Below are 21393 nucleotides of genomic sequence, written 5' to 3'. Positions count from 1 at the left end.
CAGTGGATTAGAAGAGGATGAGAATCCTCTTCTTTTTGTTGTAGTAGAGGCAAATGGAAAGAAGGTAACCCGGATGATCAAGGAAGTCATCGTGGTGGAGGGCCGGGATGATACCGTAGCCGTCAAGCGGGCCGTTGAAGCGGATACGATTGAAACGGGCGGGTCAGCCATCAACGAGACTACGCTTAAGAAGATTGCTCTGGCGCAAGAACGCCGGGGCGTTATTATATTTACCGATCCCGATCACGCTGGAGAACGGATTCGCAAGATCGTGGCAACTCGGGTGCCCGGGTGCAAGCATGCCTTCTTACCTGAAGCGGAGGCCACGAAGCGAGGGGATATCGGTGTGGAGAATGCCACGCCAGAGGCGATTCGTACGGCGCTGGCGCGCCTGCATAACGAAGTGCCAGGGGTGGAGCCTATCATCGCCTGGGAAGACCTGATTACGGCGGGACTCATCGTTCATCCGCAGGCAGCCGCGCGAAGAAAGGCGCTGGGAGAGCTACTCGGTATCGGATATTGCAACGGGAAGCAGTTATATAAGCGGCTAACGGTATTTCGTATTAGTCAGGAAGAATTCGTAGCAGCACTTGTGAAGCTAGAAGATAAAGGGGTTAACGGAACATGGGCATGAGGGAGGATATATCAACGCCTCGCCGAACGAAGGAAATTATCCAGCGGCATGGCTTCTCATTCAAAAAAAGCCTGGGACAGAACTTTCTGATCGATCAGAATATCCTTGGCAAGATTGTGGCAGCGGCAGGCTTGGACGCAGACAAGGGAGCCCTGGAGATTGGACCGGGCATTGGTGCCTTGACGGAGAAGCTTGCTCGTGAAGCTGGCAAGGTAACAGCGGTAGAGATCGATCAGCGGCTACTGCCCATTCTGGAAGAGGTATTGGAGCCCTACCCGCATGTTCGTGTCGTGCACGGGGATGTACTTAAGCTGGATCTGCAAGCGTTGTTCGCAGCAGAATTTGGCGGAGTGAGTGGTGTTAGCGTGGTGGCGAACTTGCCATATTACGTGACAACGCCGATTCTGATGCGGCTGCTAGAGGAGAAGCTGCCTCTGGAGCATATTGTAGTCATGATCCAGAAGGAAGTAGCGCAGCGGATGTCGGCTTCTCCAGGTGGCAAGGAGTATGGAAGCCTGAGTATCGCCGTGCAGTATTACAGTGTACCGGAGCTGATCTGCACGGTGCCTCACAGCGTCTTCATTCCTCAGCCGAATGTGGAGTCTGCTGTCATACGTCTAACGGTTCGCAAGCAGCCGGCTGTTGCTGTACAGGACGAGAACTTCTTTTTCGATGTTGTTCAGGCTTCCTTCGCTCAACGGCGCAAGACGATTTCGAATAATTTGAAGAGTCGCTACTTCCCTAAAGAAGGGCGGGAACGCCTGGACCAGTTACTGACGGAGACAGGAATCATGCCGTCACGGCGGGCCGAGACGCTAAGCATAGAGGAATTCGCCAAGCTATCTGATGTCTTGCTGGAGGCAGGCGTAAAGGAACTCCACTTGTAACCATTCACTCTATACGCCCATACGATGGGGTAGAGGTGATGGATTTGACGAATTTGGGAGACTTGGTCGTCCGCAAATCTTATGGTGGAGACGTGACGTTCCGAATTGAACGAATTGAGCGGAGCGAAGCTATCATCAAAGGCACAGAGTTCCGACTGCTGGCGGATGCGCCCTTGAACGATCTGGTCAAGGTCGATCCGGCTTCCCCGGGTGAGAAGACGCAGCGGGTTCGTATCAAAGCGACAGAATCGCTTAAGCGGCTCACGCAAGACCGCGAGGAACTAACGGAAAGAAACCGTACGACCATTGGCCGGGCGTATTATACGCAAGGGGAGCCGGCTTATTTCGAGGTTCCCGGTAAGGTGCTGCATCTGGATGGGGACGAACGTTATCTGCAAAAGAGCTTGAGCTTGTACGAGAAACTGCGTGTTCCGGCTCAGGGCTATTATGTTACAGAGGCCCAGATGGCCCAGACGTTGTATCGGCTGTTGCCCGTCGTCAAGCCCGATATTGTAGTGCTTACAGGGCATGATGGCGTGTTGAAGTCCCGTCCTTCGGGTGATTTGTATCAGCTTGCCAGCTACAAAAATTCCCGGCATTTCGTTGAGGCGATCGGGCGTGCTCGCGAGTACGAACGGAACTTCGATACGCTGACGATTGTCGCGGGAGCTTGTCAGTCGCATTTTGAGGCGCTTCTGCAAGCTGGCGCTAACTTCGCCAGCTCGCCGGGACGCGTGCTGATTCATGCTCTGGACCCGGTGTATATCGCGGCAAAGGCCGCATTAACCTCCATACGGGAGACGATTCAAATCACCGATGTCCTCAATCATACGATCAGCGGGGCTCAAGGTGTTGGTGGAATTGAAACTCGAGGCAGCTACCGGATCGGACTGCCCAAGCTACAGGATTTATCGACCCTTCATGTCGTTCCTTCAGTGTAGACCAATCATCTTTTTGTCCATTCCGGAAGGACTCTCGGCGTTAGCCTGAGACCTTCCGGTTATTTGTCTTTAGGCTTATCCTACATCAAACTAATATTGTCGAAAAAAAAACGTTGACATCGCTTTTTACCTACTGCTATAATTATTTGTTTTGAATTGACAAACCTGTGACTTTTCTGTATAATGGACAAAGAAAGAAGGTGGTCACAGGCAATGGCTAAAAATGCGCTGTCGGAAATTAAGCATAGTCTCGACGCCCACGTAGGACAGAAAATTATGCTTCGGGCCAACGGAGGTCGTCGCAAGACCGTCGAACGTACCGGAGTCTTGGAAGAGACCTATCCTTCGGTCTTCATTGTGAAGCTGGATGAAGAGCAGCAAACCTTTAAGCGTGTGTCTTACAGTTATGCCGATATACTGACCGAATCTGTTGAGGTCATGATTTGCAATGACAACGATGAGATGCGGATTTCGTATATTAAACCGTGAACATCATGAAGAGCCAGCAAACGGCTTTCGCCTTAAGCGAAGGCCGTTTTTTTCTTGCCTTACGCGCCGTCTGAAGTTTGGTGCACCCAAGTGGACAGCTTTCCCTCGTATGAAGGGAACGGCGGGACGTATACTAACCTTGTTCCTTTATCCAAGATCAAAGGAGGAGGCTGACGATGTCGCGCAGAAGACGCAGCGTTATGTCGGAGAACTTCAAGGTCGAACTTGCCAAGGATTTGGGATTTTATGATACTGTTCAGCAGGAGGGCTGGGGAGGCATTAAAGCAAAGGACGCCGGAAACATGGTAAAACGGGCGATCCAGCTTGCCGAGCAAGCCGCGAAGCAGCAGTAGCGTAAGCCAGAACGAAGTTCCTCGCAGGAGGAGCTTCGTTTTTTGCGCTTTATGAAGTAAGATAGAATCAGGAATTTTTATCTTTCATACATAGACGTAGAGACAACATTTTTTTAAGATAGAGAAACGACGGACTTGTTGAAGGTGGGGAAGCGCCATGAAAATTTACGAGAAAGCACCGGCCAAAATCAACCTGATGCTTGATGTTCTACATAAGCGTCCGGATGGATACCACGAGGTCGAGATGATCATGACGATGGTGGATCTGGCGGATCGATTGGAAATGAGCGCTCTCCCCCGGGATACGATCATTATATCGAGCCAGGCGGGGTATATTCCGCTCGACGAGAAGAACCTGGCCTTCCAGGCAGCAAAGCTGATCAAGGAGCGTTACAATGTGCGTAGCGGTGTATATATCCATCTGGATAAAAAAATCCCGGTAGCCGCTGGTCTGGCCGGTGGCAGCAGTGACGCTGCAGCTACCTTGAGAGGTCTGAACCGGCTGTGGGAGCTGGGTATTTCTGAGGAGGGGCTCAAGGAGCTTGGCGCAGAGCTTGGCTCGGACGTCCCCTTCTGCGTCACCGGAGGGACGGCCCTGGCGACAGGCCGGGGCGAGTTGCTTACGCCGCTGCCCAATCCGCCCCAGTGTTGGGTGGTACTAGCGAAGCTGCCGATCAACGTGTCAACAGCAGAGGTATACGGCCGCTTACGCAGCGAGGGTATTACAGACCATCCATCCGCAGCACGCATGCAGGCGGCACTGGAGAGGCACTCTTTCCAGGACGTTTGTCAGGAGCTTGGTAATGTGCTAGAGCGGGTCACGCTGCAAATTCACCCGGATGTGGCTCATCTCAAGGAGACGATGCTGCGTCTCGGAGCGGACGGCGTCTTGATGTCGGGCAGTGGGCCAACCGTATTTGGTCTGGTATCCAAGGAATCAAAGGTATCTCGCATATATAACGGGTTGCGTGGCTTCTGCAAAGAGGTGTACGCTGTACGGCTGTTGACCTGAGTGCTCCTCGCCAAACCATCCAAAGGTCAAATAAAGTAGCTGACCGGATAAGGTTCAAGGCTTGGACAAATCCGTACAAAAATGTTATAGTTTCTTTAAAATATTCGGATTTAGCGAGGGGTACTTCGTGAAAAAATTAAAGAGAAGCGCTCGTTTGGTGGAGATGACCCACTACTTATTATCCCGCCCACACCACTTGATTCCATTGACAACCTTTGCTCAGCGCTATGGGGCTGCCAAATCGTCCATCAGTGAAGATCTTGGAATCATCAAGGAAGTATTTGAGGAAGAGGGCATGGGAGAGCTGTTAACGCTCGCTGGCGCTGCTGGTGGCGTGAAATATATCCCCCGGGTTGCCCGGGAGCAAGCACTGACCTTTATTCAACAAGTGTGTGACAAGTTGGCGCAGCCGGACCGTATCTTGCCCGGCGGTTATTTATACATGTCTGATTTGCTAGGTCAACCGGCCTTAATGAATGAAGCGGGCAAATTGTTTGCTACCGCCTTTGGCGATTTGGACATCGACTGCATTATGACCGTTGAGACCAAAGGGATTCCACTGGCTTATGCAACCGGTGCTGAGTTGAACCTGCCGGTCGTTCTGGTGCGTAGAGACCATCAGGTGACCGAAGGCTCGGCCGTAAGCATTAATTATGTGTCCGGCTCCCATAAGAGCCTGCATACGATGACTTTGTCACGGCGGGCCTTGAAGGAGAACTCCCGAGTGCTCATTGTCGATGATTTTATGAAGGCGGGCGGCACTATTCAAGGGATGGTAGATCTGCTGGCTGAGTTCAATGCCAAGGTGGCTGGCGTCGGCGTATTGGTAGAGTCTGGGGAGATCGCTACGGAGCAGCGTCTGCTGCATGATTATATTTCCCTCGCTACACTTCGGGCAGTGGATGCCAAAGGCAAAGAAATTTCAGTTGAGCCAGGTAACTATTTCTCAAAAATAGGACAATAAGAACCGTGTCGATTGTACCTCAAAAAAGTGGAAATTCCGACGAAACCTGTCGAAAAGCCCATAAATTCAAAAAAAATCGTGAATTTAGCCTATTTTGTTCATCCAAAAAAAAGGATTTCCGTTTGCTTTGTGGAATATTACACCAAGTCTCTGATGGAAAAAGGTGGTGAACACACATGCAAATTACGGATGTAAGGCTCCGCCGCGTCAGCTCTGAAGGCAGAATGAAAGCGATCGCATCCATTACCATCGACAACGAATTTGTTGTTCATGACATTCGCGTCATCGACGGCAACAATGGAATGTTTGTAGCTATGCCTAGCAAGCGCACACCGGACGGGGAGTTCCGGGACATCGCGCATCCGATTTCCTCGGGCACTCGCGAGAAGATTCAAGCTGCAGTTCTGGCTGAATATGAACGCGCTGCCGAGCAAGAGGAAGCCATTGAAGAAGGGGCGTAAGTCTTAGTCATTTTTTTGATGCTCGATTGGGGTTCGAGGAAAAGGGAGTCATGCCTGTGCATGGCTCCCTTTTCTTTTTCCCCTAAATGAGATATATTCAGTAATGAGTTTAAGTGAGAGGTAAGGAGGCCGGGGCTTTGAAAAGGTTAGCGATTGTTCTTGCCGCAGGGCAAGGGAAGCGCATGAAGTCCAAGCTTTATAAGGTTCTTCATCCTGTATGTGGTAAGCCGATGGTTGGGCATGTGCTTGATGCGGTGAACCAGGCTGGATGCGAGCGCAGCATCGTGGTGGTTGGCCACGGCGCAGAGGCGGTAAAATCCTATTTGGGTTCATCGGCGGAATATGTGCTTCAGGAGCAGCAACTTGGTACTGGACATGCGGTGAAGCAGGCCGGGCCATTACTTGCTGAAGAACAAGGGACGACCGTTGTCATCTGTGGAGATACGCCCCTGGTAACTGCTGAAACGATTGAAGCGCTGATTAATCATCATACCCGCAAGAGTGCAGCGGCTACGGTACTGACTGCCCATATGGACCAACCCTACGGTTATGGACGCGTTGTTCGAGGGGAGAACGGTACTGTCTTACGAATCGTTGAGCAGAAGGATTGCTCGCCGGCGGAAGCGGCCGTGCAGGACATCAATACTGGCACTTATTGCTTTGATAATGCAAAATTATTTGCTGCACTGGAGAAGGTCACAAATCATAATTCCCAGCAGGAGTATTACTTGACCGACGTGATCGGCATCTTGGTGCAAGAGAACGAAGTGGTCGAAGGGTACGCAGTGCCCGATGTTCGCGAATCGATTGGGGTTAATGACCGGATCGCGTTGTCCGAGGCTGAGCAGATGATGCGGGAACGTATTGTGCGGGAGCACATGCTTGGCGGGGTAACGATAATTGATCCAAGCTCAACCTATATCGGCGCGGAAGTTACGATTGGCTCTGACACGGTGTTATATCCAGGGACATTCTTGTCCGGCAGAACGGTGATCGGTGAAGATTGCATCATCGGACCCTCGGCTCAAATCGAGGACAGCATAATTCTTGACGGTGCGAAGGTGAAGCAGTCCGTTCTCAGTCAGGCGGAAGTCGGCCGGGAATCGACGGTGGGACCGTTCGCTTATTTGCGTCCCGGGACTAAGCTCGGCTCCAAGGTCAAGGTTGGTGACTTTGTCGAGATTAAGAACGCTTCGCTGGACGACGGGGCCAAGGTATCGCATCTTAGCTATGTAGGGGATGCCAAGGTCGGGAAGAACGTCAATATCGGTTGTGGCGCGATTACAGTCAATTACGATGGTTATAATAAGTCTATTACGGAGATTGAGGACGATGCATTCGTCGGCAGCAATGTCAACTTGATTGCACCCGTTAAGGTGGGCAAGGGCGCCTATGTGGTAGCCGGCTCAACCATTACCCAAGCAGTTCCCGAAAATGACTTGGCCATTGCCAGAGCAAGACAAGAGAACAAGGCGGGATACGCAGAGAAGATTCGTGCCCGTGCGAAAGCTAAGAAACAAAGACAGCAAGAGTCGGAGTAATAATTTTAGCAGTGACCATTTCAATGACGGGGTAGCTTGAAGGCGGGTTAATAGATGCTCCCTTTCGCTATCTACACAGCACGGAGGGTTTTGAATTTATGACTTATTGCGATTCTAAATTAAAGATATTCACCTGTAACTCCAATCCCAAACTGGCCCATCAAATTGCCGACTACATCGGTATTCCTATGGGAGATTCAGATACGACGAGCTTTAGCGACGGCGAGATTCAAGTCAAGCTGTCGGAAAGTGTTCGGGGTTGCCATGTCTATATAGTTCAGTCTACATGCGCGCCTGTGAATGACAATCTGATGGAACTGCTCGTTATGGTGGATGCTTTGAAGAGAGCTTCGGCCAAGAGTATCAACGTGGTTATCCCGTATTACGGCTATGCCCGTCAGGACCGGAAGGCTCGTTCGCGCGATCCGATTACGGCCAAACTGGTAGCCAATCTCATCGAGAAGGCCGGTGCTCACCGGGTCATTACGATGGATCTGCATGCGATGCAGATTCAAGGCTTCTTCGATATTCCGGTGGATCATATGCTGGGCGTGCCTATTCTGGCTCAATATTTCCGCTCGAAGCATATTGTTAATCCGGTTGTCGTGTCTCCTGACCACGGCGGGGTTGTGCGTGCACGTAAGTTGGCTGACTTCCTGAATGCACCGCTGGCGATCATTGATAAGCGCCGTCCGGAGCCGAATGTCAGTGAAGTCATGAACATTATCGGGAATATTGAAGGCAAGACAGCCATTTTGGTCGATGATATCATCGATACCGCCGGTACAATCGTTCTTGGTGCTAATGCACTGAAGGAAGGTGGCGTGGAAGAAGTCTATGCCTGCTGTACACATGCGGTGCTGTCTGGTCCGGCTATGGACCGGCTGGAGAACTCTCCGTTGAAAGAAGTCATTGTTACAGATACGATTCCGATTACGCATCCGAATCCGACCAGCAAGCTGAAAGTGCTATCCGTGGCCCCATTGATGGGCGAAGCGATTATTCGCGTCCACGAGGAACTGTCTATCAGCAAGCTGTTTGAGATCGAATAGCAGAATCTCGGCAATTCTCTTGGACTTGTATAGGGGTTGCATTCCTTTCCCCGGGATGCAACCCCTATCGGCGTATGCTGGATTGAAGATCATGGTGGAGGTAATTGTGGTATGAAGTGGATCGTCGGACTCGGTAACCCTGGGGCCCAATATGCCAAGACAAGGCATAATATCGGATTTATGGCCGTGGATGAACTGGCTCGCCGCCATGGCATTGAAATTAAGCAGAGCAAATGCAAGGCGCTAATTGGTGAGGGTACACTGCCTGGTGGCAAGGTCGTATTGATTAAACCGATGACCTATATGAACTTGTCGGGTGAAGCGGTGCGGGCTTATATGGATTATTATAAGGCCCCCTTGGAAGACATGATCGTCGTGTATGACGACCTGGATACGGAAATCGGTCGCAACCGACTCCGTTATCAAGGCAGTGCGGGCGGGCATAATGGAATTAAATCGATTATTCAGCATACAGGTACACAAACATTTAATCGAATCCGCATGGGGATATCACGCCCTGAACCGGGATATGCTGTGGTGGACTATGTTCTGTCCGGCTTTGCCAAGAAGGACAAGCCTTTATTGGAGCAGTCGATTTCGGCCGCATGTGATGCGCTCGAATTCAGTCTGGATCATACCTTTGAACAGACCATGGCCAAGTTTAACGGATAGTTGTACAGGGCATACTGGAGACATAACCCTTCTCCAGGAGGCATAAGATGGCTATAAATTACGTTTGCCGGCATTGTCGTACTCTGATAGGCAGAATAGAGGCAACCGGGGTCACAGAAGCCCAATTAGGCTTTCATTCCTTGACCCCCGATGAGCGGAGAGATATAATAGCGTATGATTCGAATGGTGAAATGACGGTCCGTGTGACCTGCGATTATTGCAGGGAAGCCATTGACCATAACCCGGAGTTGCTGCTGCTAACAAACCCGCTGCAATGATTACAGCGGATGAAGTAGCGCATTTCTGTTCCGCAGCAATCTACCGGATTTCAGGGGGAAATTACGGTTATAGAGCCTTGGCACGTTTGCTGAGGCTCCTTTTTGGTTCGAGTATGGAAATGATATAGATTTAATAAGCAGTAAGAGAGGTGCCTCATTTTGCTACAAGCACTTATTCAAGCTTTTTCCCAGGATGACGACTTTGCTACTACAGTCGCGGGTGTTCATTCAGGCATGAAGGAGCAGTTGATTTCCGGCTTGTCAGGATCATCAAGACAGGTCATGCTGGCCGCTTTGCAGCAGGAAACAAATCGTCCCCTTCTTGTCGTGACCCACAATATGTTTGCTGCCCAGAAAATATTTGAAGATTTACAGGAAGCGCTAACACCGGACGGGGTGTTGCTGTATCCGGCCAATGAGTTGGTGGCTGCGGAGTCGGCTGTATCCAGTCCGGAAACGTTGGCGCAGCGAATTGAGGTACTTCTACAATGCTCCCGAGGTTATCGGGGTATTGTAGTGGTGCCTTATTCCGGTATCCGGCGGTATATTCCAACCCCGAAAGCAATGGCTGAGGCTGGCATACACATCACCTTGGGCGGAACGGTGGAGTTGGAAGCTTTTCTAAAGAGTATGGTTGAACTTGGCTATGAACGCGTTGAACGCGTCGAGTCCCGTGGGGAAATGAGTTTGCGGGGCGGTATTATTGATATTTACCCGTTGACCTCCTCCATGGCCTATCGGATTGAGCTGTTTGATGATGAGGTGGATTCCATCCGCACCTTTGATCCGGCAGACCAACGGTCGGTAGACCAGGTGAAGGAGGTCTTCATCCCTCCGTGCAAGGAATTGATCGCTTCGACAGAACGGTTGGAGCGGGCAGCCCAAGCGGTGGCGGAGAAGCTGGAAATTCAATTAGATAAAATGACTGACCGTCAGGCGAAGAACCGACTGCGTGAGGAACTGTTCAAGGAAATGGAGATGCTGCGAGAGCATGTTCATTTCCCGGAGATGTACAAATACATCTCACAGATCTATCCGGAGAGAAGTCTCTTGTATGACTATATGCCCGAGGATACCCTGCTCATTCTGGATGAGCCGGCTCGTCTACTGGAGACGGCCAAGCAACTTGAACGTGACGAAGCCGAGTGGAATTTGCATTTGTTCCAGAACGGGAAGAGCTTGCCTGAGTTGCCACTGGGTGTGGATGGAGATAGTGCCCTGTACCATCGACCATTCCAAACCTTGTTCCTGTCCTTATTCTTACGGCAAGTGCCACACTCCCAGCCACAGAACATTATTAATTTTGTCAGCCGGGGGATGCAGGATTTTCACGGTCAGATGAATGTGCTTAAGGCCGAGATGGAGCGTTGGAAGAAGAGCGGCGCTAACGTCATGATGCTGGCAAGCGGCGAAGAACGCATGGAGCGTATGCGGCGGGTGCTCCAGGACTATGGAATCGAGGAGCCCACGCTACTTAAGGGTAACCTGCAATCAGGCTTTGAGTTGCCATCCGTACATCTGGTCGTCATCACTGAGGGAGAAATGTTCTCCCAGAAGCAGCGCAAGGCGCGACGCGTCGCCAAGAGCATGGACAATGCCGAGCGGATCAAGAGCTACACGGAGCTTAAAGTGGGCGATTACGTCGTCCATCAAAACCACGGTATCGGGAAATATTTAGGCATCGGTACGCTGGAAGTCGCGGGCATTCATAAAGACTATATGCATATTTTATATGCTGGTGGCGATAAGCTCTCCGTCCCGATTGAACAGATCGACATGATTCAGAAATATGTGGGCTCGGAAGAGAAGGAACCGAAGGTTTACAAGCTGGGCGGTAATGAATGGACACGGGTGAAGAACAAAGTTCGTTCCTCGGTACAGGATATTGCTGATGACCTGATTAAATTGTACGCTGAACGTCAGGCGGCACCGGGTTATGGCTTCGAGAAAGATTCGCCGGAGCAGCATGAATTTGAAGGAATGTTCCCTTACGATGAGACCCCTGATCAGCTTCGGGCCATTGAAGAGATTAAGAAGGATATGGAGAAGAGCCGTCCTATGGACCGGCTGCTCTGCGGCGACGTCGGTTATGGTAAGACCGAGGTGGCCATTCGGGCTGCCTTCAAGTCAGCCATCGAGGGCAAGCAGGTGGCGGTACTGGTACCTACGACGATTCTGGCTCAGCAACATTATGAGACGTTCCGTGAACGCTTTGCAGGTTATCCCATCAATATCCAAACGTTAAGCCGCTTCCGTAGCCGCAAGGAGCAGAATGAGACCATTAAAGGGGTACGTCAGGGTACAGTGGATATTGTGATCGGAACCCACCGGATTCTCTCGCAGGACTTGGTATTTAAGGATCTCGGCTTGCTAATTGTTGACGAAGAGCAGCGCTTTGGCGTAACTCATAAGGAGAAGCTCAAGAAGCTGAAGACCAATGTCGATGTGTTGACATTGACGGCAACGCCTATTCCGCGGACGCTGCATATGTCGATGCTAGGTGTGCGTGACCTGTCCGTTATCGAGACACCGCCGGAGAACCGTTTCCCTGTGCAGACCTATGTGGTGGAGCATAGCCAGGCGCTGGTGCGAGAGTCGATTGAACGCGAGATGGCAAGGGGCGGCCAGATTTATTACTTGTATAACCGTGTACAAGGCATTCAGGAGATGGCTGCGCAAATATCGATGCTTGTACCTGAGGCCCGTGTAGGGATTGGACATGGTCAGATGTCGGAGCAGGAGCTAGAGAAGACCATCCTTGACTTCCTGGACGGGGAATACGACGTGCTGGTCAGTACAAGTATCATTGAGACCGGGGTCGACATTCCGAATGTGAACACATTGATTGTTCATGATGCTGATAAAATGGGCTTGTCCCAGTTGTACCAATTACGTGGACGGGTAGGGCGGTCCAACCGGATTGCGTATGCCTATTTCACATATCAACGGGACAAATCGCTGACGGAGGTAGCCGAGAAGCGGCTACAATCGATTAAAGAGTTTACCGAACTGGGTTCAGGCTTCAAAATAGCGATGCGTGACCTCTCCATTCGGGGGGCGGGTAATCTACTAGGTGCTGAGCAGCATGGATTTATTGCGTCAGTCGGCTTTGATTTGTATTCACAAATGCTCGCTGAGGAAATTCAGAAGCGCAAGGTAACCATGCTGGGCGAGACCGATGTAACTGATACAAGTTGGAACACTTCGATTGACCTTGGTATCGATGCGTATTTACCGTCTGATTACATTTATGATAGTATTCAGAAGATTGAGATTTATAAGAAGACAGCTTCTGTTACATCCTTCGAGGATGTGGCAGAGCTTGAGGACGAGATGCTGGATCGGTTCGGAGACCTTCCTGAAGCGGTACGCAACCTCCTGTCTGTGGCTCGGGTCAAGCTGTACGGCAAGCAGTTCGGTATTGAATCCATCGCGCTCCGTGCTGATGAGGTTGTCCTGAAGTTCCACGAGGGACGCGAGAAAGTGGTCATTCCGAATAAACTTGCGGAAATTGGAAATCTGTTCGGAAGACGTGTACAATTTAGTCAAGGGTCCGTGATGCTCATCCGCATGAAAGTCAAAGGGATGAACGATCAAGAGTTGATGAGTTTATTGGAACAATTTCTGGATGCTCTAAAAGATGCGTTCAAAGCGAAAGGGGAACTACAAAATGTTTCAAAGTAAAAAGCGTTCTTGGAAAACGCTAATGATTGCCCTCGTGGCGGTACTAGCCTTCACCGTGATGGCGGGATGCGGGAAAAAAGAAGCTGGAGAAGGCAAGGATAGCAGCAAGGTAATTGCTACCTATGAGGGCGGCGAGATTACCGAGAATGAGTTTGACCTCGAGCAACGCATGGTCCTGGCTCTTCAACCACAAATGGAGCAATTGATCCAAATGGAGGATTTCCGGGAATTCCTGATCAAGCAGGAAATTGCTTATGAATACTTGGAAGGCAAGGCTGATAAGAAGACAAAGGATGCAGGCAAGAAAAAAGCCGAAGATCAGCTTAAGGAAATGAAGGCTGCTTATGGTGATGAAACCTTTAAGACAATGCTCGATTCTCAGCAACTGACCGAAGCTCAGTTCGCGGCCTACATGACTCGCATCTTCACCGTCATGGAAGGTGAGCAGCAGAAAATTACTGAAGATGATGTGAAGAAAGAATTTGATGCTACGAAAAATAGCTACACTACAGCATCAGTGCGTCATATACTGATTAACTTTACCGATCCTGAAGGCAAAGAGCGGACTCCAGAAGATACACTTAAGTTAGCTCAAGACGTTAAGGCTAAATTGGATAAAGGTGATGATTTCGCTGCACTGGCGAAGGAATACTCCGAAGATCCAGGGTCCAAAGAAAATGGCGGACTGTATGAAAATGTATCCGTAGACCAGTGGGTACCCGAGTTTAAAGAGGCTGCTTTAACACAACCCTTGAACGAAATCGGCGAGCCTGTGGAATCTCAATTTGGTTATCATGTGATTCGCGTTGAAGCACGTACGGAGAAGACTTTCGAGGCTTTGACCGATGAAGAGAAGGAAATGATTAAAACGAACTTGGCCGCTAATAAATTGGACGAGTTCATGGCGGGTGACCTGGAGAAGACTATCATTAAAAAGATTGAGCTACCTCCAGTAAAGACCGATGAAGGTACAGATGCAGGCACCAATGCCGGAACCGAAGGTTCTGGGAATGCAGGCACTGATACGGGTGAAGCTAATAACGGTGCTGAAGGCGAAGGCAACAGCACGAACACAGGGAAGTAAACTCAGACATACGATCATAAGCAAGAAAGTTGAAACAGCGCAAACATGTGTTTGCGCTGTTTTCTTTTGCCCTAAAGGCAAATCCTTATGCATAGTCAATAATAAAAAATCATGGTGCATTATGATGAATAAGGTGTTCCCCGAGGATGAATACTATGGTCAGAATCACAGAGGCATCTCTCCCTATTCGCGAACCTCGGTCAGCACTTTGGCAAAAGTGTAAGACGCATAAAGCTGCGTTCATCCGATTTGCATAGAGACCGTCTATAAAACCGTAGTTCAAAACTTCTTAAGAAAGTGGGGCAACAAGTAAAATGAAAGCTACTGGTATTGTACGCCGTATTGATGATTTGGGCCGTGTCGTTATCCCTAAGGAAATTCGCCGGACCTTACGTATTCGTGAAGGAGATCCGTTAGAAATTTTCGTGGATCGGGATGGAGAAGTGATTCTGAAGAAATATTCACCGATTGGTGAATTGGGCGATTTTGCTAAGGAGTATGCAGAATCTTTGTATGAGAGTACAGGACATATTACGCTGATCTCCGACCGTGATGCCATCATTGCGGTAGCAGGGGCTTCCAAGAAAGAATATCTGGACAAGCAAGTCAGCATGCTTCTGGAGAGTAGTATGGAAAGTCGGAAAATCATTGTGGACACCGATTCGGGGTCTTATGAGATTACCAAGGATAGACCTGAAAATATCTCCTCCTTTGTCATTGCTCCAATTATCGCTGGTGGCGATCCTATTGGCACAGTGATATTGCTCAACAAAGATGACTCCGTGAAGATGTCTGATCTGGAGTCTAAAATGGCTGAAACTGCAGCTGGTTTTCTGGCTAAACAAATGGAGCAGTAGGACGATTGCTATCCACGCAGGGCGCATCTATAAACTTACACATCCGGGTACTAAGGCGGCTGGTTTGCCATGGGACGGAGGTGTAAGTTTTTTGCGTTTCGTCTTATAATGAAACCTGCGAGTAAAACAAGCTAATCTTAATTGGCAAAGTAGGTAACTTATGATGACGACGAAGGACAACCTGTCCTCCAAGCTGTTAAAGGGGGCAGCCGTGCTTAGCGCGGCGGCTCTGCTGACCAAATTGCTCGGGATGTTACAGAAGATTCCGCTGCAAAATATTGGGGGAGACGGTGTTTTTGGCATTTATAATACGGTGTATCCTTTTTATCTGCTATTTCTGACGTTAACGACCGCGGGATTCCAGGCGGCGGTTGCCAAATTTGTGGCAGAGCGGCAAGCTAGCGGTCGGGAGAGCGAACAGAGAGAAGTGTTGAGGACGGCCGCTGTTGGCATGTCCTTGCTGGGAGCTGTTTGTGCTGCGCTGCTTTATTTTGGAGCGCCATTCCTATCTCGGCTCATTGGCAGCAGCTTGCTGATCCCGGCTTTGCAGGGCGCTGCTCCAGCGCTGTTATTTGCCCCGCTGACGGCGGCTCTGCGAGGTTATTTTCAGGGCTTGCAGAACATGGTGCCTACCGCTCTGTCACAAGTAACAGAGCAAGCTGCCCGCGTGGCGGTTATGATCCTGTTATTGCTTTATCTCAGTGGATTACATATGCCGGAGCATGTGCTCGCTGGAGGGGCTTTGGTAGGCTCGGCTGCGGGAGCAGCGGTAGGCCTGATGGTGATGCTGATCTATTGGCAAAACTATGGGAGACGTTCAGCGTTGTCCAAATTCGGTGGAAAGCTCTCCGTAGCTCCAGGTGATCGCCCTGTGTCGGAGCCAGTTGCGAAGATTAAAGATGGGGCAGAAAAGTCTCTTGACGCATCTTCTGTGACCAGAATGGCCCTCTTAGGGGCGTTATGGAAGTATGCCTTGCCTATCAGCCTTGCAGCGCTTGCTGTACCACTGATGAGTCTGGTAGATACATTTACCTTGCCACGTCTCTTACCTGGGCATGGCGGGGAATTGCAGATCATGGCTCAGGTAGGGGTCTATAATCGGGGAATTCCGCTGGTGCAGCTAGTAACGATGTTGGCCAGTTCCTTGTCGGTGTTATTTATTCCGGCTATGGCCGAATTGCAAATCAAAAGGAACGACTCGGCCATACGTAAGCAGGTGCAATTAGCCCTGCGCTGGTTCTGGCTGATCGGCCTTGCGGCTTCGCTGGGCTTATCCATGCTGGCGGAGCCGATCAATGTGATGCTATACGAGGATGCCACAGGCACTGGCACGTTGGCCTGGATTGCCTGGACGGCGGCACCGGGCGCTATGGTCGCCGTGACGAGCGCTTTGCTGCAGGGGCTCGGGCATGTACGAGCCCCGGCTTGGCACTTGCTTGCTGCGGCGATCCTGAAGACCGCGCTGAACGCGCTGCTGGTGCCGCAGCTTGGCATTACCGGGGCGGCGATCGCGGGTATCGCCGCCTATGGCGTAGCGGCTGCGCTGAACCTTGCGCTGCTGCTACGCTACACCGGGCAGCGTCCGCGCCTGCGGGACGCGCTGCTACGCCCGCTGGCGGCCGCCCTGGCGATGGCCGCCGCCCTTGGGCTGCTGCGCCTCGCCGCCGCCGAGCTGCCTCCAGGCCGCAGCCTGGCTGCGGCTGAGAGCCTGCTCGGCGTGCTGCTGGGCGCAGCCGTGTTTGTCGCAGCCGTACTACGCACACGGCTGCTCACGGCGGCAGAGCTGGGCGCCCTGCCGCGGGTGGGGCCGAAGCTGCTGGCGCTGCTTCGGAAGCTGCGCTTGCTGCCGCCATCCTGATGCGGCTAGCCTAAGCGCCTGCTCCTGCGGAGTCCATGACCTGCGCCGATTTTATATTCGGCTCCGGCAATGGTATAGTTAAAAACATGATGAACGGACAGGGAGTGAAGAGAAGAGCATGAGCGCAACCATTACGGTCATTGGTCTCGGTTCCGGTGATCCCGACCGGCTCACGTTAGGTAGCCTGAAGCGATTGCAGGGCGCCAGCGAGCGTTACATAAGAACGAAGGATCATCCGGTCGTCTCCTGGCTGGAGGAGACGGGGGTCCAGTTTACTTCGTTTGATGAGGTATATGAAGCCAAGGATCAATTCTCCGAAGTATATGAGGAGATTGCTACCCGTTTGCTGAGCTATGCTGAGGCTGGCTCTCCAGGCTCCGAGATTGTTTATGCGGTTCCCGGGCATCCCATGGTGGCAGAGGCTACGGTGAAGCTGTTGAGGGAGCGCTGCGAAGAGAGAGGCATCACCCTTTCTATTATTGGGGGAGAGAGCTTCTTGGACGAAGCGTTTCTCCGGCTGGGATTTGACCCTATTGAAGGTTTTCAATTGCTGGATGCATCGGCACTTGGCAGTGGGTGGGCGATTGACCCGCGTCAGCATACGTTGATTGGCCAGGTGTACGACGCGCTTACCGCCTCTGAGGTGAAGCTTGGACTGATGGAGCTGTTGCCGGATGATTATCCCATTGTGGTCGGACACGCGCTGGGCGTAGACGGGCAGGAGCAGATTGAACGAATTCCGTTGTATGAACTGGACCGAATCCAGGGCTACGGCAATTTATCCTTGGTATATGTCCCTGCCAGTAACGACGACGCGCTGCGTATGCGCAGCTTTCAGCGGCTTCATGAGATCGTATCAATCCTCCGGAGTCCAGGCGGCTGTCCTTGGGACCGGGAGCAAACCCATGCATCCATCCGCAAAAATCTCATTGAGGAAACCTACGAGGTGCTGGAGACCATTGACGATGATGATCCCGATCATATGCGGGAAGAATTGGGGGACTTGCTGCTCCAGGTGATGCTCCATTCGCAGATGGAAGAGGAAGAAGGCGTCTTTACGGTATATGACGTCATTCAGGAGTTGAACGAGAAGCTGATTTATCGGCACCCGCATGTATTCGGGCAATTAAGTGCCGAGGATGCCGAGGCAGCATTGAACAACTGGGAAGCGATGAAGGCAGAGGAGAAGAAGCGCAAGGGCGTCATCGACGAGCAGCCATCTGCGCTGAACGGAGTACCTCGCGATCTACCAGCGCTCATGAAGGCCTACAAGTTGCAGAAGAAGGCAGCGAAGGTCGGATTTGACTGGGATGAAATGGATGGTGTCTGGGCCAAGCTGGAGGAGGAAGTTGCTGAATTAAGAGCAGCGGTAGCCGAAGGGTTGGAGCCGGAATTACAGGAGCTGGAGCTTGGCGATGTATTATTCTCCGTCGTCAATGCCGCTCGTCATATCAAGGCCGATCCGGAGCAGGCGCTTACGCAAACAATCCGCAAATTCACCCGGCGGTTTCACTATGTGGAGCAGCGATTGAGCGAACAGGGAAAATCCATGAGCGACAGCATTTTAGCGGAGATGGATAAGCTGTGGGATGAAGCTAAGTCGAAAGAACGGGAATAATGGGATAAAAGGCCTAAATATCGGTTTTTTTGCGAAAAAAACAAAAAAAAGTTCCAAATGGTGCAGGATTTTTCATCTCAAGCAAGAATACTCATACAAAGATATCGACGGGCCTAGATCAGGCATTTATGCCTGTAGTACCAAGGTATCACCTATTTCTTTTATTATTGGGAGGCATTATTAATGAACAAAACAGATCTGATCAACAACATTTCCAGCAAAAGCGGTTTGACTAAAAAAGACGTTGAATCCGTATTGAACGGCTTCCTCGGTGAAATTACCGAAGCGCTCGCTGGCGGAGACAAAGTACAATTGATCGGCTTCGGTACGTTCGAAACTCGTAAACGCTCCGGTCGTACGGGCCGCAACCCGCAAACCGGCAAAACTATTGAGATCCCGGCTTCCAATGTTCCGGCATTCAAAGCGGGCAACAAGCTTAAAGAAGCTGTAAAATAATGCGTCTTGATAAATTCCTGAAGGTGTCGCGGTTGATTAAGCGGCGTACGGTGGCCAAGGATGTCTCCGAGCAAGGCAGAGTCCTGATCAACGGACGCGAGTCCAAACCGAGCAGTAACGTCAAGATTGGCGATGAAATCACGGTTCAATTCGGCCAAAAGCTGGTGACCGTTCGTGTCGAACGCTTGGTTGAGACTACTCGTAAGGACGAAGCTGCCACCATGTATACCTTGGTCAAGGAAGAGCCAATCGCCAAGGAATCCGGTCTTGACTGGATGTAAGGCGAGAAGCTAATAGAAAGCCCCGCACATCATGTGCGGGGCTTTCTATTTTTTAACCACGCGAGCATAGTGTTCTTCTGGAGTTCTAAACCCTCTCCCACCCCCATAAGCTAGGGATAAGAAGGAGGGGTACATGCTATGGTCGAGCTTAACAAGGGGAAGCATCAGGAGCTGCACTTGATGAATCGCAAGCTGCTGGAGATTTCCGGGGTACTCAATGTGGAGAGCTTTGACAGTGAGGAGTTCCTGCTTCAGACCGAGCTTGGGCATTTGACGATTCGAGGGCAGAATTTACATATCAAAAATCTCAATTTGGAGCAAGGATTGGTCAGCATTGAAGGTTTGGTCCATACGCTGTCCTATCTGGAGCCGGGTTCCCAGTCATCCGGGAAAGGCTTGCTCGGCAAGCTGTTCCGATGAATCTGGAGACACAATGGATGACTTTGCTCTGGATGCTCGCATCGGGAGGCATCTTGGGGGTAGCCTTCGACAGCTACCGGGTTGTATCTGGACAACTTCATTTTCCCCGGTGGAGCATTCATGTCCTCGATTTATTGTATTGGGTAGCGGCAGCTTTGTTCGTATTTCGGGTGTTGTATCATAGCAACCAGGGAGAATTGCGATTTTATGTTTTCTTGGGATTGTTTATAGGCATTTGGATTTATTTTTTGTTCCTAAGTGTTATAACAGAGCGTTTTGTGTTAATGTTAATGAGGATATCTAACAAAATTTATCGCATGATTGTACGAACGATTGAGATTTTATTGATCGCTCCGCTGAAATGGCTGGTCAATTTGATCCGGCTTATGCTTGGTTTCCTATGGATTGGGTTATTATTCCTGCTTCGGATAACATTGTTGCCGGTGTGGAAATTAATCCGCTGGGCGTTTAGGCCTATTTGGAGGAAGCTGAGAATTCCGGAAGGGTGGACCAAGGTTCAGCATTGGGCGGCCATGTGGCGGGATCGTTGTTTGCGTTTGTTACGTTGGTTTAATAAAGAATAACATGTTTGGGGGTGCCCTGATGCGGCGTGCTGTGCCGACAAATTCGAAAATTTCAAACAACTCCAAGTCTTCTACCAAGAATGGATCGGTGTCAGCCAGGCGGCGTCTACGGCTCTGGATGACGTTAATGGTGCTATTTCTCGGCTGGGCCGGCTACACCTATGTCTCCCAATCCGGGGAGATCAACGCCAAATCTGAACAACTTGCACAGCGGCAGGCTTCCAGGGATGCCAATGAGCAGAGTTTGAACCAACTCAAATATGAAATTAACCGTCTGAATGACCCCGAATATATTGGACAAATTGCCATGAAGAAATACGGTCTGTACAAGCCCGGCGAAATTCCGGTTCGGGTATCCGAGTCTGAAGCCGAAAATGACTGACCCCGTGCGGGGTAGACGTCTGTTGACCTTGTTTCAGTCATTCGGTATAATCAAATCACCGCAGTCATGATTTCGAGGCCTGGCTGTATATTTTTAAGGGAGGATCATTTTATTTTATGGCAATTGAAGTGGGCACCAAGTTAGAAGGAAAAGTGACAGGCATTACACACTTCGGAGCATTTGTGGATCTGTCAGGAGGTGTCACGGGTCTCGTTCACATCTCGGAGATCGCCGACAACTATGTCAAGGACGTCAACGATCATCTGAAGATCGGCGACACAGTTACCGTGAAGGTAATCAATGTCGATAAGGACGGCAAGATCGGACTTTCCATCAAGCAGGCTGTTGACAAACCGGTAGAGGCTGCCAGACCGCCTCGTGCACCGAGAACAGATCGGCCTAGCGGAAGAGACGGAGACCGTCCAGGCGGCGGATTTAACCGGGATCGTGGAGGACGTTCTTTCAAGCCTCCGGCTGGCAAAGCTACCTTTGAGGATAAGGTTTCCAGGTTCCTCAAGGACAGTGAGGAGCGTATTTCTTCGTTAAAGAAGAATACGGAAGGGAAGCGTGGAGGACGCGGAGCCAAACGAATGTAATCCCTAATCCAATATTAGACCCACCGCAGGCAGCGTGATTAGCCTGCGGTTTTTTGTATGCTTGGCGACTTTTTTTGAAGAGTCGCTTTATTTTTTTATTTATAAACGAAGCAGCTTTTGTCGCCTCTCCACTTTTGCCGACAGGTTGTTACGGGTTTTTACGAGGACTGCGCGCAGAGAAACGAGGTTTCCCTACAGACATGGCCTGTTTTTATACGAACATAAGCACCCCTCAGCTCATTCAACCTTTAGGGGCGCGTGCATTCGCGCTGTTGTCGCCCTTCGCTCT

General features: G+C 50.7%; 23 protein-coding genes. All 23 read left to right on the top strand.

Translation table 11 applies throughout. The annotated features are described in order from the left end of the window. The first annotated feature begins 73 nt into the window (after window positions 1-73). The gene (rnmV, locus tag AC1VOR_RS22615) at window positions 74-634 is read left to right on the top strand and encodes a ribonuclease M5 (protein ID WP_482621226.1); all 561 of its coding nucleotides are present in this window, start codon (window positions 74-76) and stop codon (window positions 632-634) included. Beyond that, window positions 625-1521, top strand: coding sequence for a 16S rRNA (adenine(1518)-N(6)/adenine(1519)-N(6))-dimethyltransferase RsmA (gene rsmA, locus AC1VOR_RS22610; protein ID WP_482621224.1), 897 nt, complete (start codon window positions 625-627; stop codon window positions 1519-1521). Before rnmV ends, rsmA begins: the two co-directional genes overlap by 10 nt. Window positions 1522-1559: 38 nt before the next feature. Further along, a complete protein-coding gene (gene yabG, locus AC1VOR_RS22605) occupies window positions 1560-2462 on the top strand; it encodes a sporulation peptidase YabG (protein WP_482621222.1) in 903 nt (300 codons plus the stop codon). Between the two features lie 213 nt (window positions 2463-2675). Then, window positions 2676-2951 (top strand): biofilm formation stimulator Veg, encoded by a 276-nt coding sequence (gene veg / locus AC1VOR_RS22600; RefSeq protein WP_059048753.1) that lies wholly within the window; start codon window positions 2676-2678, stop codon window positions 2949-2951. A 176-nt stretch (window positions 2952-3127) separates the two neighbouring features. Beyond that, window positions 3128-3304, top strand: a complete 177-nt coding sequence (locus AC1VOR_RS22595; protein ID WP_059048752.1) for a small, acid-soluble spore protein, alpha/beta type — start codon at window positions 3128-3130, stop codon at window positions 3302-3304. A gap of 157 nt (window positions 3305-3461) precedes the next feature. After that, window positions 3462-4316 (top strand): 4-(cytidine 5'-diphospho)-2-C-methyl-D-erythritol kinase, encoded by an 855-nt coding sequence (gene ispE / locus AC1VOR_RS22590; RefSeq protein ID WP_482621220.1) that lies wholly within the window; start codon window positions 3462-3464, stop codon window positions 4314-4316. A gap of 127 nt (window positions 4317-4443) precedes the next feature. Next, window positions 4444-5280: a pur operon repressor gene (gene purR, locus AC1VOR_RS22585; protein ID WP_059048750.1), complete on the top strand. Its 837-nt coding sequence runs from the start codon at window positions 4444-4446 to the stop codon at window positions 5278-5280. Between the two features lie 176 nt (window positions 5281-5456). Beyond that, window positions 5457-5741, top strand: coding sequence for a septation regulator SpoVG (gene spoVG / locus AC1VOR_RS22580; RefSeq protein ID WP_009226349.1), 285 nt, complete (start codon window positions 5457-5459; stop codon window positions 5739-5741). 137 nt (window positions 5742-5878) lie between these two features. Then, on the top strand, window positions 5879-7282 hold the full coding sequence (gene glmU, locus AC1VOR_RS22575; RefSeq protein WP_482621219.1) for a bifunctional UDP-N-acetylglucosamine diphosphorylase/glucosamine-1-phosphate N-acetyltransferase GlmU: 1404 nt from the start codon (window positions 5879-5881) through the stop codon (window positions 7280-7282). A 98-nt stretch (window positions 7283-7380) separates the two neighbouring features. Beyond that, window positions 7381-8334: a ribose-phosphate diphosphokinase gene (locus AC1VOR_RS22570; protein WP_059048748.1), complete on the top strand. Its 954-nt coding sequence runs from the start codon at window positions 7381-7383 to the stop codon at window positions 8332-8334. Between the two features lie 111 nt (window positions 8335-8445). Beyond that, the gene (pth, locus tag AC1VOR_RS22565) at window positions 8446-9006 is read left to right on the top strand and encodes an aminoacyl-tRNA hydrolase (RefSeq protein WP_482621218.1); all 561 of its coding nucleotides are present in this window, start codon (window positions 8446-8448) and stop codon (window positions 9004-9006) included. Window positions 9007-9053: 47 nt separating this feature from the next. Then, window positions 9054-9284 (top strand): anti-sigma-F factor Fin, encoded by a 231-nt coding sequence (fin, locus tag AC1VOR_RS22560; protein WP_482621216.1) that lies wholly within the window; start codon window positions 9054-9056, stop codon window positions 9282-9284. 159 nt (window positions 9285-9443) lie between these two features. Continuing rightward, a complete protein-coding gene (gene mfd, locus AC1VOR_RS22555; protein WP_482621214.1) occupies window positions 9444-12968 on the top strand; it encodes a transcription-repair coupling factor in 3525 nt (1174 codons plus the stop codon). Next, window positions 12955-14052: a peptidylprolyl isomerase gene (locus tag AC1VOR_RS22550; protein WP_482621213.1), complete on the top strand. Its 1098-nt coding sequence runs from the start codon at window positions 12955-12957 to the stop codon at window positions 14050-14052. The genes mfd and AC1VOR_RS22550 overlap by 14 nt, the downstream gene beginning before the upstream one ends. Before the next feature lie 314 nt (window positions 14053-14366). Continuing rightward, the gene (spoVT, locus tag AC1VOR_RS22545) at window positions 14367-14909 is read left to right on the top strand and encodes a stage V sporulation protein T (RefSeq protein ID WP_059048743.1); all 543 of its coding nucleotides are present in this window, start codon (window positions 14367-14369) and stop codon (window positions 14907-14909) included. A gap of 160 nt (window positions 14910-15069) precedes the next feature. After that, window positions 15070-16767 (top strand): putative polysaccharide biosynthesis protein, encoded by a 1698-nt coding sequence (locus tag AC1VOR_RS22540; RefSeq protein WP_482621211.1) that lies wholly within the window; start codon window positions 15070-15072, stop codon window positions 16765-16767. Window positions 16768-16885: 118 nt separating this feature from the next. Next, on the top strand, window positions 16886-18385 hold the full coding sequence (yabN, locus tag AC1VOR_RS22535) for a bifunctional methyltransferase/pyrophosphohydrolase YabN (protein WP_482621210.1): 1500 nt from the start codon (window positions 16886-16888) through the stop codon (window positions 18383-18385). A 183-nt stretch (window positions 18386-18568) separates the two neighbouring features. After that, a complete protein-coding gene (locus AC1VOR_RS22530; protein WP_018753532.1) occupies window positions 18569-18841 on the top strand; it encodes an HU family DNA-binding protein in 273 nt (90 codons plus the stop codon). Further along, entirely contained in the window at window positions 18841-19122 is a 282-nt protein-coding gene (locus AC1VOR_RS22525) for an RNA-binding S4 domain-containing protein (RefSeq protein WP_018753533.1), read from the top strand. Before AC1VOR_RS22530 ends, AC1VOR_RS22525 begins: the two co-directional genes overlap by 1 nt. A gap of 138 nt (window positions 19123-19260) precedes the next feature. Continuing rightward, entirely contained in the window at window positions 19261-19542 is a 282-nt protein-coding gene (gene yabP, locus AC1VOR_RS22520; protein ID WP_059048741.1) for a sporulation protein YabP, read from the top strand. Then, window positions 19539-20126, top strand: coding sequence for a spore cortex biosynthesis protein YabQ (gene yabQ / locus AC1VOR_RS22515; RefSeq protein WP_482621207.1), 588 nt, complete (start codon window positions 19539-19541; stop codon window positions 20124-20126). The genes yabP and yabQ overlap by 4 nt, the downstream gene beginning before the upstream one ends. A 19-nt stretch (window positions 20127-20145) precedes the next feature. After that, window positions 20146-20508, top strand: coding sequence for an FtsB family cell division protein (locus AC1VOR_RS22510; RefSeq protein WP_482621205.1), 363 nt, complete (start codon window positions 20146-20148; stop codon window positions 20506-20508). 116 nt (window positions 20509-20624) lie between these two features. Next, window positions 20625-21104: a S1 domain-containing RNA-binding protein gene (locus tag AC1VOR_RS22505; RefSeq protein ID WP_059048738.1), complete on the top strand. Its 480-nt coding sequence runs from the start codon at window positions 20625-20627 to the stop codon at window positions 21102-21104. The last annotated feature ends 289 nt before the right edge of the window (window positions 21105-21393 follow it).

It is taken from the genome of Paenibacillus sp. 1SOY10 (assembly GCF_056836745.1).
Note: the sequence above shows the minus strand (reverse complement) of the source record. Positions and strands in the feature narration are given on the sequence as shown.